Genomic DNA, 19,766 nt, shown 5'->3' with positions numbered 1-19,766 from the left:
CGTGCCTGTCAGGCCGACGTCTGCAAGGGATGAAAGCTGAAGTAATGCCGCAGGGCATGCTCCAGCTCGGCGAAGTCGTCGCTCGCTCGCAGCAGGCTGAAACCGCTGTCGTACTGGTGCGGGGTCAGGTCCTCGTGACACCACAGGCACCAGGCGCTGAAGTCGATGAACTGCAGTTGTCCATCACCGCCGGGAACCTTGACCCGCAACTCGAACGCGGCGCCGATCAGCATCGGCAACGGGCTGATCAGCATCAGCCCGTCTGCAGAGATATTGCCCAGGAAACCGACCGGCTTGTCGGTAAACCGATTGAAGACTCTCAAGTAGGACGGCAGTTGATGCCGCTCGATCCGCGGTTCAGTGAACATGCTGGGTATCGCTATGAAAGGCCATTAAGCATGACCGCACTAGTGCATCGGAACGGACCTGCAAGAGCAGCTCGTTCGCCCGGATTCGAGGTGCGAGGAAAATCGTCTGGAGGATTTCAACGCCACTGCCCAGGCAGGAACCGGGCAGTGTTCGAACAACCTGTACAAATGTTAGCTCAAGCGCGAGGGGCAATTACACTGCCCCGCGGCGCTGTGACTTACAACGCAGTACGACGAACTTGCGCCGCACCGTTTGCCGGGTAGTGACCCAGTTGCTGCAAGGTGTCCAGGCGCGCACGGGCACGGTAGGCGTACTCGCTGCTGGGGTACTGGGTAATGATGAACTGATAAGTCTGCGCCGCATCGACGAACAACTTCTGCCGCTCCAGGCATTGCCCGCGCAGCATCGACACTTCCGGCTGGATATAGCGCCGCGCACGACTGTCACGGTCGACCTGGCTCAACTCGAGCATCACGCTCTCGCAGTTGCCACGGTCATAAGCGCGATAGGCGTTATTCAAATGATGGTTCATGGACCAGCGGGTGCAGCCGACAACACTGACGGCCAAGATAGCAATGAGTACGAATCGCATGGGGTATCTCCTGTCTTGTGCAGTGTATCGACTCATCGGCAAAAATCTTCAAGGTTGTTGCGGTAAACAAACAAAGCAATAAGTAGTGCAAACGAACAATGACTACAACTTCGGAGCATAGTAGCCTCTCGTTGCGCTTGAACTCAGGAGTCCGTGCATGTCCGTTCGTCGTACCAAAATCGTTGCCACCCTTGGCCCGGCCAGTAACTCGCCGGAAGTTCTCGAACAGTTGATTCTTGCAGGCCTGGATGTCGCCCGCCTGAACTTCTCCCACGGCACGCCGGACGAGCACAAGGCTCGCGCCCAACTGGTCCGCGACCTGGCAGCCAAGCACGGCCGCTTCGTGGCCATCCTCGGTGACCTGCAAGGCCCGAAAATCCGTATCGCCAAATTCGCCAACAAGCGTATCGAACTGAAGATCGGTGACAAGTTCACCTTCTCCACCGTGCATCCGTTGACCGAAGGCAACCAGGACATCGTCGGCATCGACTACCCGGACCTGGTCAAGGACTGCGGCGTCAATGACGAACTGCTGCTGGACGATGGTCGCGTGGTGATGCGCGTGGAAACCGCCACCGCCACCGAGCTGCATTGCGTGGTGACCGTGGGCGGCCCGCTGTCCGACCACAAAGGCATCAACCGTCGTGGCGGCGGCCTGACCGCTCCGGCCCTGACCGAAAAGGACAAGGCCGATATCAAGCTGGCGGCCGAAATGCAGGTCGACTACCTGGCCGTGTCCTTCCCTCGCGACGCCGCCGATATGGAATACGCGCGCAAGCTGCGTGACGAATCCGGTGGCACTGCCTGGCTGGTGGCGAAGATCGAACGCGCCGAAGCCGTGGCCGACGACGAAACCCTCGACGGCCTGATCAATGCCAGCGACGCGGTGATGGTGGCCCGTGGCGACCTGGGCGTGGAAATCGGCGATGCCGAGCTGGTGGGCATCCAGAAGAAAATCATTCTGCACGCCCGTCGCCACAACAAGGCGGTGATCGTGGCGACCCAGATGATGGAGTCGATGATCCAGAACCCGATGCCGACCCGTGCCGAAGTGTCCGACGTGGCCAACGCCGTGCTCGACTACACCGACGCGGTCATGCTCTCGGCGGAAAGCGCCGCCGGCGCCTACCCGCTGGAAGCGGTGCAGGCCATGGCGCGGATCTGTGTCGGGGCGGAAAAGCACCCCACCAGCAAGACCTCCAGCCACCGCATGGGCAAGGTGTTCGAAAGCTGCGACCAGAGCATCGCCCTGGCCGCCATGTACACCGCCAACCACTTCCCTGGCGTCAAGGCGATCATCGCCCTGACCGAAAGTGGCTACACCCCGCTGATCATGTCGCGCATCCGCTCCTCGGTGCCGATCTATGCCTACTCCCCGCACCGCGAAACCCAGGCTCGCGCGGCAATGTTCCGTGGCGTCTACACCATCCCGTTCGACCCGGCCTCCCTGCCGCCCGAGCAGGTCAGCCAGGCCGCGATCGATGAGCTGCTCAAGCGCGGCGTCGTGGAGAAAGGCGACTGGGTGATCCTCACCAAGGGCGACAGCTACCACACCACCGGTGGCACCAACGGCATGAAGATCCTGCACGTTGGCGACCCGATGGTCTGAGTACCGACCCGCTGCACGAAAAGCCCCGGCGCCGAAAACGCCGGGGCTTTTTCATCTCCGCCGGGAACAGATATCGCCGCCCTCAACCCTTGGCGAGAAACCCGGACAGCGCGGCAATCGCTTCCGGCGACTGCAGGCGCCGGGTGAATTCCATCCCCTCCTGCTCGATGACCTGGCGCAACAGCTCACGGTCCGGCGCCTGCATCAGGCGCTTGCTGATCTGCACCGCGTCGGGCGCCAGCTGACTGAAACGCAAGGCCGCTTCCCGGGCCTTGGCCAAGGTCGCTACGCCATCCCCCAAAGCCGCAGTGGCAATGCCCCAGGCAGCGGCCTGTTCGCCACTGAAGCCTTCGCCGAGCAGCAGCAACTCAGCGGCCTTGGCCCGCCCCAGCAGGCGCGGCAGGATCAGGCTCGAACCGAATTCCGGACACAGCCCAAGGTTGACGAACGGCATGCGCAAGCGCGCATCACGACTGACGTAGACCAGATCGCAATGCAGCAGCAAGGTGGTGCCAATGCCCACCGCCGCCCCCGCGACCGCAGCCACCACCGGCTTGCGGCAATCGAGCAGGTTGCGCATGAAGTGGAACACCGGGCTGTCGAGGTCCTTGGGGGGCTGCTCCAGGAAGTCGGCGATGTCGTTGCCGGCGGTAAAGCATTCGCTGCTGCCGCAGATCAGCACGGCATTGATTTGCGGATCGGCGTCCGCCTCGGCCAGGGCTTGGGCCAGGCGACCGTACATGGCACGGGTCAGGGCGTTTTTCTTGTCGGGGCGGTTCAGGCGCAGGGTCAGCAGCCCACCTTCGCGGTGCAGCTCGATGGCATCGGTCATGGAGATCTCGCTTTGGAAAAGTCAGCGCTCAACCACGGGGCAGGAACACATCGGCCAGCAGTTGATTGCGCGGCAGCCCCGCCAGGTACAGGCGCCGGGCAAAGGCTTCGACGCTGTCGGGGTGCCCGCAGAGTAAGGCCAGGGTTTGCCGGGAAACAAGCCGCAGTTGCGCCAAGGCCGCCGTCAACTCAGCCCCCTGCCACAGCTCGACGCTCAGTTGCGGGCGGTTCGCCGCCAGCGCAGCCAAGGGTTTGGCCAGGTAATGCTCGGAACTGTCATGGGCCAGGTGAATGAGACGGATAGGGCCTTGGTGATCCTGCCGCAAGGCCTCGCGCAGAACGCCAAACAACGGCGCCAGCCCGGTGCCCGCCGCCAACAGCCAAAGGGGCCGTTGCTGCCAGTCCGGGTCGTAGTGCAAGGCACCACCGCGCAACTCGCCCAGAGAGAGGGTATCGCCCACCTGCAACTGGCGCGCCGCATCGCTGAATTGCCCCGGGTGCCGACAGTCCAGGTGAAACTCCAGGAAGCGGTCTTCTTCCGGCAGGCTGGCCAGGGAGTATGGCCGGGCCACCTGAGTGGCCGTCCACAGCACCAGGTGCTGGCCGGCGCGATAACGCAACGGCCGTTCAGGTTGCAGGCGCAAGCGCAGGACCGAGGAAGACAGCCAGTCCAGCCCGCTCACCCTGGCCGGCTGGCCATCGCGCTGCGGATTGAACGTCTCGACCTGCAGATCCTCCACCACCTGGCACTGACAGGCCAGGCGCCAGCCGCGACGGCGCTGCTCATCGCTCAGGGCATCCGGCCGACTGTCGCTGGGCAGGCCCTGGACACAGTGCACCAGACAGGCGTGACAACTGCCGGCGCGGCAACTGTAGGGCACCGCCACCCCGGCCTGATTCAAGGCATCCAGCAGATTGCTGGCCGGCGCCACCGACCAGCGCCGGCTACCGACAGTCAATTCAGGCATCGAGGTTTTCCCAGGCGGCCGAGCAACGATTGCGGCCATCGCGCTTGGCCCGGTACAGCGCCTGGTCGGCCCGCTGCAGAGCGACGTCCAGGTCATCGCCGGCCTGCAGCAGGGTCATCCCCGCGGACAGACTCAGGTCACGCACATTCAGGCCCACCAGTTGCACCTCCATGAAGGCCAGGCGCAGGCGTTCACAGCAGGAGGTCAGGCGCTCGGCATCACACTCGGGCAGCAGGACCACGAACTCCTCACCGCCGTAGCGCGCCAGTACATCGCCGTCCCGCAGGCAGGCGCTGGCCACTCCGGCGAAGGCCTGCAACACCTGATCCCCCGCCGCATGACCATGCAGATCGTTGATGCGCTTGAAATGATCCAGATCGATCAGTGCCAACCCATGCACCTGCTCCTGGCCCATGGCCTGCAGTTCACGGCTGGCATTGCGCAGGAAGTGCCGGCGGTTGAACAGGCCGGTGAGTTCGTCGGTGGCCACCAGATCCTCCAGTTGCCGCATCATTCCCCGCAGCGTGTCCTGGTGGGCCTGCAAGGCAAAACGCCGCTGCCGCATGCGCGAGCGCGAAGCCTGCACATAGGCGGCGTACAGGCACATCCACACCAGCATCACCAGCAACACACAGACTTGCAGCGCCGCCAGTTGCGGGTCCTCGAGGACAAAACGAAAACCGTCCCACAGGTTGACCCCGGCAAAGCAGAAGAAGATCAGCACCGCGCAGCGCAGGTAGGCACGCCGGGACAAGTGAAACAGGCCGAACAGCAGCGGCAGGATATAGAACACCAGGAAGGCGCCGCGGGCCTGATCCAGATGGGCAATCAGCCAGGTCTGCCAGGCAATGCCCAACACCACCTGGACCTCGGTCAGGCTGGGGTCGGCAAAGCGCAGGTTGCGCCCACTGGTGAAGACCCAGTACAGCACCCCCTGGCTGGCCACCACCAAGGCGCTGCCCAACAGTGCACTGCTGATGGAGGCGCGATAGTGCCCCGTAAGAACGGCCAGCCAGAACAGCAGCAGGATCAGTCCGTACGTGCCAGCGGCAATGCTGAAGCGCTTGAACAACAAGCTCTGGATGGCTTTATGGGTCAATCGTCGATTCACCGTGAGAAAGGAGGCTTAAAGAGTGTCCTACCCTGCAGGCCAGTTGCCACTTTAGTGCTGCGCCCTGCAAATGACTATCCAAATTTTAAGCCGTGTTCCGCGCTTTCGCCGCCGATCCACGCAAGAACGGTGCCCATCCGATAGGCGACTTTCGTTTGCCCGGCTGGCGGGTGTGCCAGGCCCCCAGGCGCGGTATACTGCCGCGCCTTTTTAGCGTCGCGCCAGTTGTCTGTCCGGCGTGCCTTAGAAGGTGCCTGCAACCGACCGATGTACCCCGCTGCAGCCACCTTATTAAATGTTCCCGTCTTTTAGAGGAGCGCGACTCATGACCGTGATCAAGCAAGACGACCTGATTCAGAGCGTTGCCGACGCCCTGCAGTTCATTTCCTACTACCACCCCGTGGACTTCATCCAGGCGATGCACGAGGCCTACCTGCGCGAAGAATCGCCGGCCGCCCGTGATTCCATGGCGCAGATCCTGATCAACTCGCGCATGTGCGCCACCGGCCACCGGCCGATCTGCCAGGACACCGGCATCGTCACCGTGTTCGTTCGCGTGGGCATGGACGTGCGCTGGGACGGCGCCACCATGAGCCTGGACGACATGATCAACGAAGGCGTGCGTCGCGCCTACAACCTGCCGGAAAACGTCCTGCGCGCCTCCATCCTCGCCGACCCGGCAGGTGCCCGGAAAAACACCAAGGACAACACCCCGGCGGTCATCCACTACTCCATCGTCCCGGGCAACACCGTGGAAGTGGACGTGGCGGCCAAGGGCGGCGGCTCCGAGAACAAGTCGAAGATGGCCATGCTCAACCCGTCCGACTCGATCGTCGACTGGGTGCTCAAGACCGTTCCGACCATGGGTGCCGGCTGGTGCCCACCGGGCATGCTGGGCATCGGCATCGGCGGCACCGCCGAGAAAGCCGCGGTGATGGCCAAGGAAGTGTTGATGGAGTCCATCGACATCCACGAGCTCAAGGCTCGCGGCCCGTCCAACCGCATCGAAGAAATGCGCCTGGAGCTGTTCGAGAAGGTCAACCAGCTGGGCATCGGCGCCCAGGGCCTGGGCGGCCTGACCACCGTGCTCGACGTGAAGATCATGGACTACCCGACCCACGCCGCCTCCCTGCCGGTGTGCATGATCCCCAACTGCGCCGCCACCCGCCACGCACACTTCGTGCTCGACGGCTCGGGCCCGGCCGCACTGGAAGCGCCACCTCTGGACGCCTACCCGGAAATCGTCTGGGAAGCCGGTCCGTCGGCGCGTCGGGTCAACCTCGACACCCTGACTCCGGAAGAAGTACAGAGCTGGAAACCGGGCGAAACCGTGCTGCTCAACGGCAAGATGCTCACCGGCCGCGACGCTGCGCACAAGCGCATGGTCGAGATGCTGAACAAGGGCGAAACCCTGCCGGTGGACCTCAAGGGTCGCTTCATCTACTACGTTGGCCCGGTTGATCCGGTAGGCGACGAAGTGGTGGGCCCGGCCGGTCCGACCACCGCCACGCGGATGGACAAGTTCACCCGGCAGATCCTCGAGCAGACCGGCCTGCTGGGCATGATCGGCAAGTCCGAGCGCGGCCCGACCGCCATCGACGCGATCAAGGACAGCAAGGCCGTGTACCTGATGGCCGTCGGCGGCGCCGCCTACCTGGTGGCCCAGGCGATCAAGAAGTCCAAGGTCCTGGCCTTTGCCGAACTGGGCATGGAAGCGATCTACGAGTTCGAGGTCAAGGACATGCCGGTGACTGTCGCCGTGGACAGCAAAGGCGAGTCGGTCCACATCACCGGTCCCGCCATCTGGCAGAAAAAGATCAGTGACAGCCTGGCGGTAGAAGTGCAGTAAGCCCTTCTCTCGTCTGGCCAAAGCGGCGGCGCTGTTGAGACAACGGCCCGCCGCTTTTTTTATGCCGCGCCCTTGCGCGACACTGTCGGCGATCAACGTTACCTCCGGCGCTCATGCTATCGTTCCCGCCCCCATTGCAGCCTGCCCCGACTCATGGCCCAGATCTCTCGCCCTCTACGCTTGACGTTCTACATCCTGGTGATTCTCGCCGGTACCGTAATCAGCGCCGGCCTGGCCATGCGCCACGCCGAGCGCCTGGCACTGGTGGAAGAGGCGGCTCGCGCCAACGAGCAGCTGGGACTCTACGCCAACTCCCTGCACACCCTGATCGAGCGCTATCGCGCGCTGCCGGCGGTGCTGGCCCTGGACCCGGAACTGCGTGCGGCGCTGCAGGGCCCGGTCACGGCACAGACCCAGGATGCACTGAACCGCAAGCTGGAAAAGATCAACGGCGCCGCCCGCTCCTCGACCCTTGAGCTGCTCAACCACGAAGGCCTGGCCGTGGCCGCCAGCAACTGGCAGTTGCCCAGCAGCTATGTGGGCCACAATTACGGTTTCCGCCCCTACTTCAAGCAGACCCGTAGCCAGGGCAGCGGACGTTTCTACGCGGTGGGCGTGACCAGCGGGATTCCCGGGTATTTCCTCTCCAGCGCGGTCAAGGCCGACAACGATGACTTCCTCGGGGCCATGGTGGTCAAGCTGGAGTTTCCCGAGCTGGAGCATGAATGGAGCCAGGGCAATGACACCCTCCTGGTCAGCGACTCGCGAGGCATCATCTTTATCGCCAACCAGCCCGGCTGGCGCTATCGGCAGTTACAGCCGCTGTCCGAAAGCGATCTGGCGGACATCAGGCTGACCCGCCAGTACGACAAGCAACCCCTGACTCCGCTGCAACACACGGCCCTGCAACGGTTTGACGCCAACAGCAGCCTGGTCCGGGTCGACGGCCCCGACGGCGTTGCCAATTACCTGTGGGAATCCCTGCCGCTGAGCGCCGAAGGCTGGACCCTGCACCTGCTGCGCAAGCCGGCGAGCGCCTTCGAGGAAAGCCGCAACGCCGGCCTCGCCGCCGCCGGCGCCTGGCTGACCCTGGTGTTCCTGTTGCTGTTCCTCAGCCAGCGCTGGCGCCTGGGGAAAATCCGCCAGCGCAATCGCCAGGAGCTGGAACAACTGGTGGAAGAACGCACCCGGGACCTGCGCACCGCCCAGGAAGGCCTAGTGCAATCGGCCAAGCTGGCCGCCCTGGGGCAGATGTCCGCGGCCCTGGCCCATGAAATCAACCAGCCACTGACCGCCCAGCGCATGCAGCTCGCCACCCTGCGGCTGCTGCTGGATCACGGTCGGGTGGATGAGGCCTACAAGGCCCTGCGGCCCCTGGACGACATGCTGACGCGCATGGCCGCCCTCACCAGTCATCTCAAGACCTTTGCCCGCAAGAGCCCCAGCGGCCTGCGCGAACGCCTGGACCTGGCCGCGGTGGTGGACCAGTCGCTGCAACTGCTGGAAACCCGGCTGCGTGCCGACAACATCCAGGTCGAGCTGCACCTGACCCGCCCGGCCTGGGTTCGCGGCGATGCCATCCGCCTGGAGCAGGTGCTGATCAACCTGCTGCGCAACGCCCTCGACGCCATGCAGAACAAGCCCGAAAAACACCTGCAGATCAGCCTCGAAGCCGAGGACCAGCTGTGGCAACTGCGGGTCGCCGACAGCGGCGGCGGGATCGCCGAAGAACACCTGCTGAGCGTGTTCGACCCGTTCTTCACCACCAAGCCGGTGGGCGACGGCCTGGGCCTGGGTCTGGCGGTGTCCTACGCCATCGTCCATGAACTGGGAGGACGCTTGAGCGCCGCCAATCGCGATCAGGGCGCAGTGTTCACCCTGAGCCTGCCCATCGACCTGGAGGCCCATATCCAATGCTGAACTCGGTGATCGTGGTGGATGACGAGGCCAGTATCCGCACCGCCGTCGAACAGTGGCTGAGCCTCTCGGGGTTCAGCGTCCAGCTGTTCAGCCGTGGCGAGGACTGCCTGGCGCAATTGCCGCAGAACTTTCCCGGGGTGATCCTCAGCGACGTGCGCATGCCTGGTATCAGTGGCCTGGAGCTGCTGGCCCAGGTCCAGCGCCTGGACCCGGATCTGCCGATCATCCTGCTCACCGGCCACGGTGATGTGCCCATGGCGGTCGAGGCCATGCGCGACGGCGCCTATGACTTCCTGGAAAAACCCTTCAGCCCCGATACCCTGCTCAGCAGCCTGCGCCGGGCCCTGGACAAGCGGCGCCTGGTCCTGGAGAACCGCCACCTGCATCACCAGGCCGACAGCCGGGCCAAGCTCGATGCCACCTTGCTCGGGGCGTCCCGCGCCCTGCAGACCCTGCGCCGCCAGGTGCTGGACCTGGCCGCGCTGCCAGTCAATGTGCTGATCCGTGGCGAAACCGGCAGCGGCAAGGAGCTGGTTGCCCGCTGCCTGCACGACTTCGGCCCCCGGGCCGGCAAACCCTTCGTGGCCCTGAACTGCGCAGCGATCCCCGAGCAGTTGTTCGAGGCCGAACTGTTCGGCCATGAAAGCGGGGCGTTCACCGGCGCCCAGGGCCGACGCATCGGCAAGCTGGAATATGCCGACGGCGGCACGCTGTTTCTCGACGAGATCGAGAGCATGCCCCTGGCCCAGCAGGTCAAGCTGCTGCGGGTGTTGCAGGAACAGAAACTGGAGCGCCTGGGGGCCAACCAGAGCATCAAGGTCGACCTGCGGGTGATCGCCGCCACCAAACCGGACCTGCTGGAGGAAGCGCGGGCCGGACGATTCCGCGAAGACCTGGCCTATCGCCTGACCGTGGCCGAACTGCGCCTGCCGCCCCTGCGCGAGCGCCGCGAAGACATTCCACAGCTCTACGAGCACTTCGCCCGGGCCGCCGCCGAGCGCCTGGGACGCAGCGTCGCGCCCTTGAGTGGCGCCCAGTTGAGCCGCCTGCTCAGTCACGACTGGCCGGGCAACGTGCGCGAACTGGCCAACGCCGCCGAGCGTCAGGTGCTGGGCCTCGGGGAGCCGGAGGCCGAAGTGCTTGAAACCGGCCCATCCCTGGCCGCGCAGCAGGAAGCCTTCGAAGCCCAATGCCTGCGCGCCGCCCTGACCCGCCACAAGGGCGAGATCAAGGCCGTGCTCAACGAACTGCAACTGCCACGCCGGACCCTGAATGAAAAAATGCAGCGGCACGGCCTGACCCGGGAAATGTTCCTCAAGGACAGCTGAAGCGACAACGGCAGCAGAAGCGGCAAGCGGCAAGCGGCAAGCCAAACGCCAAGCTTGCGGCTTGCAGCTTAAAGCTTGCCCCTGCCCCCCCCTGGCAGATTTCCGCTCATGAGATCGCCGCCAATCGGCGGATTTCCGCTCATCCTTTTCGCCAAACCCTTGTATTCCGGGCTTCCCGGCCCTGGCACAGGTCCTGCTATAGCCCCAGCAGGCTGCGCTTGCGCGCGCTCCACAAAAACAATGAATAGAAGGATCCGTCATGGATATCTCTAATACCCTGCCTGCTGGGTCGGCGGCCGCATCCGCCACCGAAAAGACCACCGCCAGCCGCCTGAAGTCGATCTTCAGCGGTTCCGTGGGCAACATGGTCGAGTGGTACGACTGGTACGTCTACGCCGCCTTCTCGCTGTACTTCGCCAAGGTCTTCTTCCCCAAGGGCGACACCACCGCGCAACTGCTGAACACCGCCGCGATCTTCGCCGTGGGCTTCCTGATGCGCCCGATCGGTGGCTGGCTGATGGGCCTGTACGCCGACCGCAAAGGCCGTAAAGCCGCGCTGATGGCTTCGGTGCTGCTGATGTGCTTCGGCTCGCTGATCATCGCCCTGACCCCGGGTTACGAAACCATCGGCGTCGGCGCCCCGATCCTGCTGGTGCTGGCGCGCCTGATGCAGGGCCTGTCGGTGGGCGGCGAATACGGCACCTCGGCCACCTACCTCAGCGAGATGGCGACCAAGGATCGTCGCGGCTTCTTCTCCAGCTTCCAGTACGTGACCCTGATCTCCGGCCAGCTCATCGCCCTGGGGGTACTGATTGTGCTGCAGAACATCCTCACCACCGAGGAGCTGCAATCCTGGGGCTGGCGAATTCCGTTCGGCATCGGCGCCCTGTGTGCGGTGGTGGCGCTCTACCTGCGTCGCGGCATGGAAGAAACCGAGTCCTTCACCAAGAAGAAAGAGAAGCCCAAAGAAAGCCTGATGCGCACCCTGATGCGTCATCCCAAGGAACTGCTGACCGTGGTCGGCCTGACCATGGGCGGCACCCTGGCCTTCTACACCTACACCACCTACATGCAGAAATACCTGGTGAACACCGTCGGCATGAGCATTTCCGACTCCACCACCATTTCTGCCGCCACCCTGTTCCTGTTCATGTGCCTGCAGCCGGTGATCGGTGCCCTCTCGGACAAGGTCGGCCGGCGGCCGATCCTGATTGCCTTCGGCATCCTCGGCACGCTGTTCACCGTGCCGATCCTCACCACCCTGCACACCATCCAGACCTGGTGGGGCGCGTTCTTCCTGATCATGGCGGCGCTGATCATCGTCAGCGGCTATACCTCGATCAACGCAGTGGTCAAGGCCGAGCTGTTCCCCACGGAAATCCGCGCCCTGGGCGTGGGCCTGCCCTACGCACTGACCGTGTCGATCTTCGGCGGCACCGCGGAATACATCGCCCTGTGGTTCAAGAGCATCGGCATGGAAACCGGCTACTACTGGTACGTCACCGCCTGTATTGCCTGTTCGCTGCTGGTCTACGCGACCATGAAGGACACCCGCAAGCATTCGCGGATCGAGACCGACTGAAAACCACAGCGCCCGGGTGCAAGGCCCGGGCGCTTTTTTTCGCGATCTGTGGGGAGGCGTTCGCCGGCCAGCCGGCGCCTACAGAAAGTGGGTGTGGCTCAGGAGAGTTCGGCGGCGCCCTGGCGCGCGTAGCGGTTCTGGGCCCAGGCCGCGCCGACAATCATCACCAGCAGAATCCCCGCCAGTACCGCCGACGAGCCGATGGTGCCGAAATCCAGCCCGCCCTTTTCATGGGGCTTGGTGAGGAAGTCGCCCAGGGTGGCGCCGAACGGCCGGGTCAGCACGAAGGCCACCCAGAACAGCAGCACCGACGAGAGCCGGGTGAGGTACTTGAGCAGGACCACCACGGCAATGGTCGAGCCGATCAGCAACGCGCCGCCGGCAAAACCCAGCCCCGAATCGTCCGCCAGGTAATCGCCCAGGGCGGTGCCCAGGGTGTTGGAAAACAGGATCGCCATCCAATAGAACAGCTCGCCGCGAAAGGTCTGGATCCTGTTGACGTTCAGCGAGTCGCCACTCAGGCGCCAGGCGGCGAAGGTCGCCAGCAGCATCCCGATCAGGATCAGCGAGCCACTGGCATAGCCCAGGCCCAGGGTGCGGTCCATGAAGTCCGACAGGGTGGTGCCGGCGGTACTGGTGGAGAGAATCACCATCCAGTACAGCACCGGGTTGTAGGTCTTGGACCACAGCTGGGTGACCAGGGTCAGCAGGAACACGCTGATCAGGATCATCGAGCTGATGGCGTAACCGACATTGAGGGTCATCGACAGCAGATCACCGGCGGTTTCCCCCAAGGTTGTCGCGCAGATTTTCATGACCCAGAAGGCCAGGGTGATCTGGGGAAGTTTGTTCATTGATCAAGGAGCTCCAAGGGTCGCATTCAAAATGGCCTGTCGTGGGTTGCAGACCTGCGCGAAGGCTGAAGGCTCGGGGGTGAAAAATAGGTCGGGGCCGAATGAAAAAACCGTTGATGGTTTTTTTAATCCTTTCCCGCCCCATGGACTGAGCCATTAACGGTCAGTTAATACCGGCTCCTTAGGCTGCTACTGAATCCAAGTTGCGACTTGGTGCGTATCTGTAATGAGGCCTGAATGCGCTGATCGGCGGTGAGTGACGCCCCTATACACATCGATAAATTCGATTTTAATAAGCATTTATTTGCGCTTTTTAATCAACTTTATCGGAGTAGGATTCACATCAAGCCCAACGCAAACACCTCAACGAACCCGGAGACACCGCCATGAAAACCAAACTGATCCTCGCCCTGACCCTGTCGGTACTGGCTGCCAACACCTTCGCTGCCGACGGTTACGACCGCACAGGCTCTGCCACTCTCGCCGCCGATGGCTACGACCGCACCGGTTCCGCCACCTTCGCTGCCGACGGTTACGACCGCACCGGTTCCGCCACCCTCGCCGCCGACGGCTATGATCGCACCGGCTCTGCCACCCTCGCCGCCGATGGTTACGATCGCACCGGTTCCGCCACCCTCGCTGAAGACGGCTACGACCGCACCGGTTCCGCCACCTTCGCCGCCGATGGCTACGACCGCACCGGCTCTGCCACCCTTGCTGCCGATGGCTACGACCGCACCGGTTCCGCCACCCTCGCTGAAGACGGCTACGACCGCACCGGTTCCGCCACCTTCGCGGCCGACGGCTACGATCGCACCGGTTCCGCCACCATCAGCTGATCGACTCACCTGACATCACAGCCCGGCTTCGGCCGGGCTTAGTCTTTTGTGCTCCGCCAACATCCCCCGTCAGCGGCCTAAACCGGGGTTTGGAACGCTGGAATTCGAGCAGTGCGCACTGCACTATGGCGCCCTTCACTCGCCCCACAGCAGGAACCTTGAGCCATGTCCGACGATATCCACTTCTACCAACCCGCCCTCGGCCACGGTCTGCCCCATGACCCGTTCAATGCCATCGTCGGCCCGCGTCCCATCGGCTGGATCTCTTCCCAGGATGCACAAGGCCGCCTGAACCTGGCGCCTTACAGCTTCTTCAATGCCTTCAACTACATTCCACCGATCATCGGGTTCTCCAGCGTCGGGCGCAAAGACAGCCTGAACAACATCGAGGCCACCGGTGAATTCGCCTGGAACCTGGCCACCCGGCCACTGGCCGAGCAGATGAACCAGAGCTGCGCCGCGGTTGCGCCCGAGGTCGACGAGTTCGCCCTGGCCGGCCTGACGCCCGTGGCGTCGAAGGTCATCAGTGTGCCGCGGGTAGCCGAGAGCCCGGTGTCCTTCGAGTGCAAGGTCACCCAGATCATTCAATTGCAGCGGGCGGACCAAGAGCTGGTGCCGAGCTGGCTGATCCTCGGCGAGGTGGTCGCCGTGCATATCGCCAAGTGGCTGCTCAAGGACGGGATCTACGACACCGCCGCGGCAGAACCGATTCTGCGCGGCGGCGGACCGGCGGATTACTTCCAGCTGGGGCCGGAAGCGTTGTTCAAGATGCACCGCCCGGGGGCGGTCAAGTAGCGCGACGAATCAGTCGGCTTTCCAGCTCAATTCGCCGTCCTGATCGACGTCGGCCAGCTGTTCGAGTTGTTGTGCGGCAGCCTGGTCGGCGTCATGAGCAGTCTTGAACCTCTGCTCATCCAGGACTTTGTGAAAGCGCGGGGCGCCCGATGCTCCGAGGGCTTTGACGGCGATGGCGGCGCTGTATCCGCCCTCCCCCGGAACCACCGCGGAAACGGCTTCGTAATGTGCAAACTCTTTGCGTGCCATGTTGCAAGTCCTGGCCAATGAAAAGTCGGCCATTCTAAACCTTCAACTGGCCAGCTTGTGCAGCGGTGCACGCTGCAGTTGGGGGTATTCGCCATGGGCTTGCAGCGCCGACACCGTACTGAAGGTATGAAAATCCAGGCTGTTGACCACCAGGTCCTGCACCAGCTCGGCAAAGATCGCCATGGCCGGCGAGCTGAAATAGGCGGTCATCGCCTGCTGGCTGCTCCAGAAACCGGACACCAGCCACAGGTCGGCATCACACTGCGAATGCTGCAGGGCGAAGTGCAGGCAACCACTGGCCTGGCGCGACGGTTCGATCAGGCTGCTCAAGCGCGCACCCAGTTCCTTGGAACGCCCGGCCCGGGCTCGGACAAAGGCCATGTGACTGACCGGAATATGCGTGGACATGTGCGACCCTCCCAGGGTGTTGTCGAGGCAGCCGGGGACGGGCTGCGACAGGATCAACGATACGGGGCGGGCCCTTTCGCGCGTTAGTCGATTTCTGCCGTTGATTTGCCCAATCCTGCGACCAGCCGCTTTCTCCATCGCTTGGGCGGCGGCATGGGGCAAAAGCGTTACCGCGGCGTTTCAAGCAAGTGACGCGCCCGGGCGTCGGCGCCTCTTGTCTATCCCGCGCGTAAGCAGCAGGATCAGGCAAGTTTTACGCAGGATTCGCCTACCCGCGACTCTTGCACAAACTTAAGCTGTGCCGACTGCAAACACCCCGAGGCGCCCCATGTCATCACTGGATACCCTGCCGCCGCCCCTGGCTCCGGAGATGGAACGCCAGCGCGTGGAACTGGCCGCGATCATCGCGCGCAACACCACCGAAGACGGCAGCTACGCCACTGCCATCGACTCGCTGTTCGTCTCGCGCCACAGCACCTCCCATCACTTCGGCTCGGTGCTGGCGCAACCAGCGCTGTGCATCATGGCCCAGGGCCGCAAGGAAGTGCGCCTGGCCGATGAAAGCTACAACTACGACCCGCTGAATTACCTGGTGGTCTCGGTTTCCGTACCGCTGAGCGGCAAGGTGGCGATCGTGTCGCCGCAGGAGCCGATCCTGGCCCTGCGCCTGGACATCGACCCCGGCGAAATCAATGCGCTGATCGCCGATGCCGGCCCCCTCGGCGTCCCTGCCCGGCCCACCGGGCGCGGCCTGTACGTGGAACGCCTGGACCCGGCGATGCTCGACGCGGTGCTGCGCCTGACCCGCCTGCTGGACACCCCGAAAGACATCGCCATGCTCGCGCCCCTGGTGCGCCGGGAAATTCTCTATCGCCTGCTGCGCAGCCCCCAGGGCCACCGCCTGTATGAGATCGCCACCGCCAACAGCCAGGGCCACCGGGTCAACCAGGCCATCAAGTGGCTCAACGGCAATTTCGTCCACCCGCTGCGCATCGATGAGCTGGCCCGGGAAGTCAACCTGAGCGTGTCGACCCTGCACCACCGCTTCAAGGCGATGACCGCCATGAGTCCCTTGCAGTACCAGAAACAGCTGCGCCTGCAGGAAGCCCGGCGCTTGATGCTGGCCGAAGGGCTGGAAGCTTCGGCGGCGGGTTACCGGGTCGGCTATGAAAGCCCGTCGCAATTCAGCCGCGAATACAGTCGGTTGTTCGGCGCGCCGCCGTTGCGGGACATGGCGCGCCTGCGGGTTGGCGGGTAGCTCGGGTTCGCCAGAACACGCCGGCGCCTACAGGGCGCGGATGACGTGCTTGAGTTCCTGGAACGCCTGCAGGCCCCAGGGGCCCAGTTCGCGGCCGATGCTGCTCTGCTTGTAACCGCCCCAGGCGGTCTGGGGAAAGATCACCTGGGGCGCGTTGATCCATACCAGGCCGGCCTGCAAGGCATTGGCGATCCGTTCGGCATTGTCCAGGTCCGCTCCCACCACGCTGGCCACCAGGCCGAACTCGCTGTCGTTGGCCAGCGCGATCGCCTCCTGTTCGCTGCTGAAGCTGCGCACGCAAAGCACCGGGCCAAAGATCTCTTCGCGCCACAAGGCGCTGTCCAGCGGCACTTCGGTGAACACCGTGGGCTGGATGAAAAAGCCCTGGGCCAACCCCACCGGACGGCCGCCGCCACGCACCAGCCTGGCACCGACATTCAAGCCGCGCTCGATGTGCGCCAGCACGCGCCGGTATTGCGCCTGGTTGACCAGGGGCCCCATGGTCACCTCCGGGTCGCACGGGTCGCCCACCCGAATAGCCTCGGTCCGGGCCTTGAGCCGCAAGAGGAATTCATCGGCCAGTTCGTCGGCGACCAACACCCGGCTGGTGGCCGAGCACATCTGCCCGGCATTGAAGAAACCGCCGCCACAGGCCAGCTCCACCGCCAGGTCCAGGTCGGCATCGGCCAGCACCAGCAAGGATGACTTGCCGCCCAGTTCCAGGCTCACGCCCTTGACGGTTTCCGCCGCCCGCTGCATCACCTGGCCCCCCACCGCATTGCTGCCGGTGAAGGAAATCTTCGCCACGCGCGGGTCCGCCGCCAACGGCGCGCCCACCGCCAAGCCAGTGCCGCACACCAGGTTGAACACGCCACCGGGCAAGCCGCTGTCGGCAATGATCGCCGCCAGCTCCAGCTCCGCCAGCGGGGTCACTTCCGAAGGCTTGAGCACCACGCAACAGCCCGCCGCCAGAGCGGGCGCGAGCTTCCAGGCGGTGGTGACCATGGGGAAGTTCCACGGCACGATCAGCCCGACCACGCCACAGGGCTCGCGGCGCAAGCGGGCGCTGAAGTCGGCGCTGGGCAGCGCCACCTCGGTGTCCTGGGCCCGGTCCAGACCCTCGGCCAGCCCGGCGTAATAGTCGAAGGTGGCAATCACATCGTCCACGTCCATTGCGGCTTCGAACTGCGGCTTGCCGTTGTTGCTCGACTGCAAGTGCATCAGGCGCTCACGGCGCTCGGCGACGCCGCGGGCAATCCTGCGCAGCACCGCGGCACGCTCGGCCCCACTGCTTTGCGACCAGCGCGCGAAACTTTGGGTGGCGGCCTGCAACGCCTGATCCACCGCCTCGGCACCGCCCACCGCCACCTGCGCCAGCGGGGCCTCGGTAACGGGGCTGATGACCTGCAACAGCGCGTCGCCCGCCGACCATTGGCCGTCGATGTACAGCCCGTTCAACACCGCTTGCGCGCTCATGCCGTGACTCCCTGGGTCCAGCGGTTCTGGTCGATTTCAATCAGGGTCGGGCCCTGGCGATCCACCGCCGCGCGCAATGCCGCACGCAGTTGCTCGGCGGTGTCGATGCGCTCGGCGGCGCACCCCAGGCCCTTGGCCACGGCGATGAAATCCGGGGTGTAGATGTCGACGCCCACCGGCTCGATGGCGCGGTTGACCATGTATTTCTTGATCTCTTCGTAGCCCTGGTTATTCCACAGCAGGACGATGATCGGGGTCTGCGCCTCGACCGCGCAGGCCAGTTCCGCGAGCGTGAACTGCAAGCCACCGTCGCCGATCAGGCAGGCCACCGGCCGGCGCTGGCTGGGCTGCGAGCCGCCGCCGAGCCAGGCACCAATCGCCGCCGGCAAGGCATAACCCAAGGTGCCGTAGCCGGTGGAGGCATTGAACCAGCGTCGTGGCCGCTCGGGGTTGAAGGTCAGGTTGCCGCTGTACACCGGCTGGGTGGAATCGCCCACCACGACGATCTCCGGCAACTCCTCGAGCACGGTTTCCAGCAACCGGGTCTGGGCCCGGGTCGGCGCGTCCCAGAGGCCTTCGAGTTCGCTGCGCAGGGCCGCAGCCCGAACCGGGCCCCAATCGGTGCCCCGGGCACTCAAGGGCTGGCGCGACAATTCTGCCAGCAGCGCTTGGGCTGCAATCTGTGCGTCGGCCACCAATGCCACTTTCGGCGGGTAGTTGCGCACGGTCTGGTCGGGGTCGATATCGATGCGCAGCAAGGCACCGGGAATTTCAAAACCACCGGCGAAGGTCACGTCATAGTCGGTTTCCGCCAGTTCGGTGCCGATGGCCAGCACCACGTCGGCCTCCGCCACCAGGGCCCGGGTCGCCACCAGCGACTGGGTGGAGCCGATCAGCAGCGGATGCGCCGACGGCAGCAGGCCCTTGGCGTTGATGGTCAAGGCCACCGGCGCCTGCAGCAGCTCGGCCAGCAGGGTCAGGGATTGCGCCGCCTCGATGGCACCGCCGCCGGCGAGTATCAGCGGACGCTTGGCCCGAGCCAGCCACTGGCTCATCTGCGCCACCGCCGCCGGGGCTGCACCGGCCCGGGCGATGTTGACCGGTTCGCTGGCCAGCAGGTGATCGGCGGGTTGCACCAGTACATCCAGGGGAATCTCGATGTGCACCGGCCGCGGCCGCCCGGCCTGGAACAGGGCGAAGGCCCGGGCCAGCACTGCCGGCAGCTCGTCGGCGCTCATCAGGGTATGGGAAAACGCCGCCACGCCACTGACCAGCGCACTCTGGTTGGGCAACTCGTGCAGCTTGCCGCGCCCGCCGCCCAGCTGGCTGCGGGTCTGCACGCTGGAGATCACCAGCATGGGGATCGAGTCAGCGTAGGCCTGGCCCATGGCGGTGGTGATGTTGGTCATGCCGGGGCCGGTGATGATGAAGCACACACCGGGCTTGCCGCTGGTGCGGGCGTAGCCATCGGCCATGAAACCGGCCCCCTGTTCATGCCGCGGGGTGACGTGCTTGATGGACGAACGGGCCAGGCCGCGGTACAGCTCGACCGTATGCACCCCCGGAATGCCGAACACCTGCTCGACGCCATAGCCCTCGAGTAACTTGACCAGTACTTCACCGCACGTCGCCATCTCATCGCCCTTCTTGTTGATTGGATACCCGGCGGGCGCCACTGCCGGGCGCCGGGAGAGGGCTATTGGAACGGCGCGCCGGTAGCCGCAACAA

General features: G+C 64.5%; 18 protein-coding genes. 8 read left to right on the top strand and 10 right to left on the bottom strand.

Annotated features, from left to right (window positions below):
* Positions 1-8 precede the first annotated feature (8 nt).
* Positions 9-368 (bottom strand): PilZ domain-containing protein, encoded by a 360-nt coding sequence (locus tag L1O02_RS07125; protein ID WP_060840749.1) that lies wholly within the window; start codon positions 366-368, stop codon positions 9-11.
* A gap of 218 nt (positions 369-586) precedes the next feature.
* Positions 587-961, bottom strand: a complete 375-nt coding sequence (locus L1O02_RS07120) for a hypothetical protein (protein ID WP_060840750.1) — start codon at positions 959-961, stop codon at positions 587-589.
* A 157-nt stretch (positions 962-1,118) separates the two neighbouring features.
* Between L1O02_RS07120 and pyk the strand changes: the two genes are divergently transcribed.
* Positions 1,119-2,570 carry a pyruvate kinase gene (pyk, locus tag L1O02_RS07115; protein WP_016963242.1) on the top strand — a complete coding sequence of 484 codons (1,452 nt, stop codon included), beginning with the start codon at positions 1,119-1,121 and terminating at the stop codon, positions 2,568-2,570.
* 82 nt (positions 2,571-2,652) lie between these two features.
* On the opposite strand, the gene L1O02_RS07110 is transcribed toward pyk, so the two are convergent.
* The 3 genes from L1O02_RS07110 to L1O02_RS07100 are packed head-to-tail and all read right to left on the bottom strand — an operon-like array spanning position 2,653 to position 5,468.
* On the bottom strand, positions 2,653-3,402 hold the full coding sequence (locus tag L1O02_RS07110; protein WP_235759734.1) for an enoyl-CoA hydratase-related protein: 750 nt from the start codon (positions 3,400-3,402) through the stop codon (positions 2,653-2,655).
* A gap of 28 nt (positions 3,403-3,430) precedes the next feature.
* Positions 3,431-4,369, bottom strand: a complete 939-nt coding sequence (locus L1O02_RS07105; protein ID WP_235759733.1) for an iron-sulfur-binding ferredoxin reductase — start codon at positions 4,367-4,369, stop codon at positions 3,431-3,433.
* Complete coding sequence (locus L1O02_RS07100; RefSeq protein WP_235759732.1) at positions 4,362-5,468, bottom strand: GGDEF domain-containing protein; 1,107 nt, start codon at positions 5,466-5,468, stop codon at positions 4,362-4,364. Before L1O02_RS07100 ends, L1O02_RS07105 begins: the two co-directional genes overlap by 8 nt.
* 337 nt (positions 5,469-5,805) lie before the next feature.
* Here L1O02_RS07100 and L1O02_RS07095 point away from each other — a divergent pair, with 337 nt between their 5' ends.
* From L1O02_RS07095 to L1O02_RS07080, 4 genes are all read left to right on the top strand, one after another.
* A complete protein-coding gene (locus L1O02_RS07095) occupies positions 5,806-7,329 on the top strand; it encodes a fumarate hydratase (protein WP_060840754.1) in 1,524 nt (507 codons plus the stop codon).
* Positions 7,330-7,482: 153 nt separating this feature from the next.
* On the top strand, positions 7,483-9,249 hold the full coding sequence (locus tag L1O02_RS07090) for an ATP-binding protein (protein WP_060840755.1): 1,767 nt from the start codon (positions 7,483-7,485) through the stop codon (positions 9,247-9,249).
* Positions 9,243-10,577, top strand: a complete 1,335-nt coding sequence (locus tag L1O02_RS07085; protein WP_060840756.1) for a sigma-54 dependent transcriptional regulator — start codon at positions 9,243-9,245, stop codon at positions 10,575-10,577. The genes L1O02_RS07090 and L1O02_RS07085 overlap by 7 nt, the downstream gene beginning before the upstream one ends.
* Before the next feature lie 259 nt (positions 10,578-10,836).
* On the top strand, positions 10,837-12,159 hold the full coding sequence (locus tag L1O02_RS07080) for an MFS transporter (RefSeq protein ID WP_060840757.1): 1,323 nt from the start codon (positions 10,837-10,839) through the stop codon (positions 12,157-12,159).
* A 98-nt stretch (positions 12,160-12,257) separates the two neighbouring features.
* Here L1O02_RS07080 and L1O02_RS07075 read toward each other — a convergent pair whose 3' ends face one another.
* Positions 12,258-13,013 carry a hypothetical protein gene (locus tag L1O02_RS07075; RefSeq protein ID WP_235759731.1) on the bottom strand — a complete coding sequence of 252 codons (756 nt, stop codon included), beginning with the start codon at positions 13,011-13,013 and terminating at the stop codon, positions 12,258-12,260.
* A gap of 386 nt (positions 13,014-13,399) precedes the next feature.
* On the opposite strand from L1O02_RS07075, the gene L1O02_RS07070 reads away from it, so the two are divergent.
* The gene (locus tag L1O02_RS07070; protein WP_235759730.1) at positions 13,400-13,852 is read left to right on the top strand and encodes a heme utilization protein; all 453 of its coding nucleotides are present in this window, start codon (positions 13,400-13,402) and stop codon (positions 13,850-13,852) included.
* A 165-nt stretch (positions 13,853-14,017) separates the two neighbouring features.
* A complete protein-coding gene (locus L1O02_RS07065) occupies positions 14,018-14,647 on the top strand; it encodes a flavin reductase family protein (RefSeq protein WP_060840760.1) in 630 nt (209 codons plus the stop codon).
* Between the two features lie 9 nt (positions 14,648-14,656).
* On the opposite strand, the gene L1O02_RS07060 is transcribed toward L1O02_RS07065, so the two are convergent.
* Positions 14,657-14,929, bottom strand: a complete 273-nt coding sequence (locus tag L1O02_RS07060) for a hypothetical protein (protein WP_060840761.1) — start codon at positions 14,927-14,929, stop codon at positions 14,657-14,659.
* Positions 14,930-14,938: 9 nt separating this feature from the next.
* Positions 14,939-15,304 (bottom strand): antibiotic biosynthesis monooxygenase family protein, encoded by a 366-nt coding sequence (locus L1O02_RS07055; RefSeq protein WP_060844457.1) that lies wholly within the window; start codon positions 15,302-15,304, stop codon positions 14,939-14,941.
* Between the two features lie 328 nt (positions 15,305-15,632).
* On the opposite strand from L1O02_RS07055, the gene L1O02_RS07050 reads away from it, so the two are divergent.
* Complete coding sequence (locus L1O02_RS07050) at positions 15,633-16,562, top strand: AraC family transcriptional regulator (RefSeq protein ID WP_060840763.1); 930 nt, start codon at positions 15,633-15,635, stop codon at positions 16,560-16,562.
* A 27-nt stretch (positions 16,563-16,589) separates the two neighbouring features.
* Here L1O02_RS07050 and L1O02_RS07045 read toward each other — a convergent pair whose 3' ends face one another.
* On the bottom strand, positions 16,590-18,038 hold the full coding sequence (locus tag L1O02_RS07045) for an aldehyde dehydrogenase family protein (protein ID WP_235759729.1): 1,449 nt from the start codon (positions 18,036-18,038) through the stop codon (positions 16,590-16,592).
* A complete protein-coding gene (locus tag L1O02_RS07040; protein WP_235759728.1) occupies positions 18,035-19,672 on the bottom strand; it encodes a 5-guanidino-2-oxopentanoate decarboxylase in 1,638 nt (545 codons plus the stop codon). Before L1O02_RS07040 ends, L1O02_RS07045 begins: the two co-directional genes overlap by 4 nt.
* Positions 19,673-19,766: the final 94 nt, after the last annotated feature.

The sequence above is a fragment of the Pseudomonas sp. BC42 genome, assembly GCF_021560055.1.
GTDB lineage: Bacteria > Pseudomonadota > Gammaproteobacteria > Pseudomonadales > Pseudomonadaceae > Aquipseudomonas.
The sequence above is the reverse complement of the archived record's forward strand: the minus strand, read 5'-3'. Positions and strand labels throughout refer to the sequence as shown.

Coding starts and splice junctions, on each gene's coding strand:
- L1O02_RS07060 (WP_060840761.1), bottom strand. CDS start 14,929: ATGGCCGACTTTTCATTGGCCAGGACTTGCAACATGGCACGCAAAGAG.
- L1O02_RS07050 (WP_060840763.1), top strand. CDS start 15,633: ATGTCATCACTGGATACCCTGCCGCCGCCCCTGGCTCCGGAGATGGAA.
- L1O02_RS07110 (WP_235759734.1), bottom strand. CDS start 3,402: ATGACCGATGCCATCGAGCTGCACCGCGAAGGTGGGCTGCTGACCCTG.
- L1O02_RS07055 (WP_060844457.1), bottom strand. CDS start 15,304: ATGTCCACGCATATTCCGGTCAGTCACATGGCCTTTGTCCGAGCCCGG.
- L1O02_RS07090 (WP_060840755.1), top strand. CDS start 7,483: ATGGCCCAGATCTCTCGCCCTCTACGCTTGACGTTCTACATCCTGGTG.
- L1O02_RS07080 (WP_060840757.1), top strand. CDS start 10,837: ATGGATATCTCTAATACCCTGCCTGCTGGGTCGGCGGCCGCATCCGCC.
- L1O02_RS07085 (WP_060840756.1), top strand. CDS start 9,243: ATGCTGAACTCGGTGATCGTGGTGGATGACGAGGCCAGTATCCGCACC.
- pyk (WP_016963242.1), top strand. CDS start 1,119: ATGTCCGTTCGTCGTACCAAAATCGTTGCCACCCTTGGCCCGGCCAGT.
- L1O02_RS07045 (WP_235759729.1), bottom strand. CDS start 18,038: ATGAGCGCGCAAGCGGTGTTGAACGGGCTGTACATCGACGGCCAATGG.
- L1O02_RS07065 (WP_060840760.1), top strand. CDS start 14,018: ATGTCCGACGATATCCACTTCTACCAACCCGCCCTCGGCCACGGTCTG.
- L1O02_RS07125 (WP_060840749.1), bottom strand. CDS start 368: ATGTTCACTGAACCGCGGATCGAGCGGCATCAACTGCCGTCCTACTTG.
- L1O02_RS07105 (WP_235759733.1), bottom strand. CDS start 4,369: ATGCCTGAATTGACTGTCGGTAGCCGGCGCTGGTCGGTGGCGCCGGCC.
- L1O02_RS07075 (WP_235759731.1), bottom strand. CDS start 13,013: ATGAACAAACTTCCCCAGATCACCCTGGCCTTCTGGGTCATGAAAATC.
- L1O02_RS07070 (WP_235759730.1), top strand. CDS start 13,400: ATGAAAACCAAACTGATCCTCGCCCTGACCCTGTCGGTACTGGCTGCC.
- L1O02_RS07040 (WP_235759728.1), bottom strand. CDS start 19,672: ATGGCGACGTGCGGTGAAGTACTGGTCAAGTTACTCGAGGGCTATGGC.
- L1O02_RS07120 (WP_060840750.1), bottom strand. CDS start 961: ATGCGATTCGTACTCATTGCTATCTTGGCCGTCAGTGTTGTCGGCTGC.
- L1O02_RS07095 (WP_060840754.1), top strand. CDS start 5,806: ATGACCGTGATCAAGCAAGACGACCTGATTCAGAGCGTTGCCGACGCC.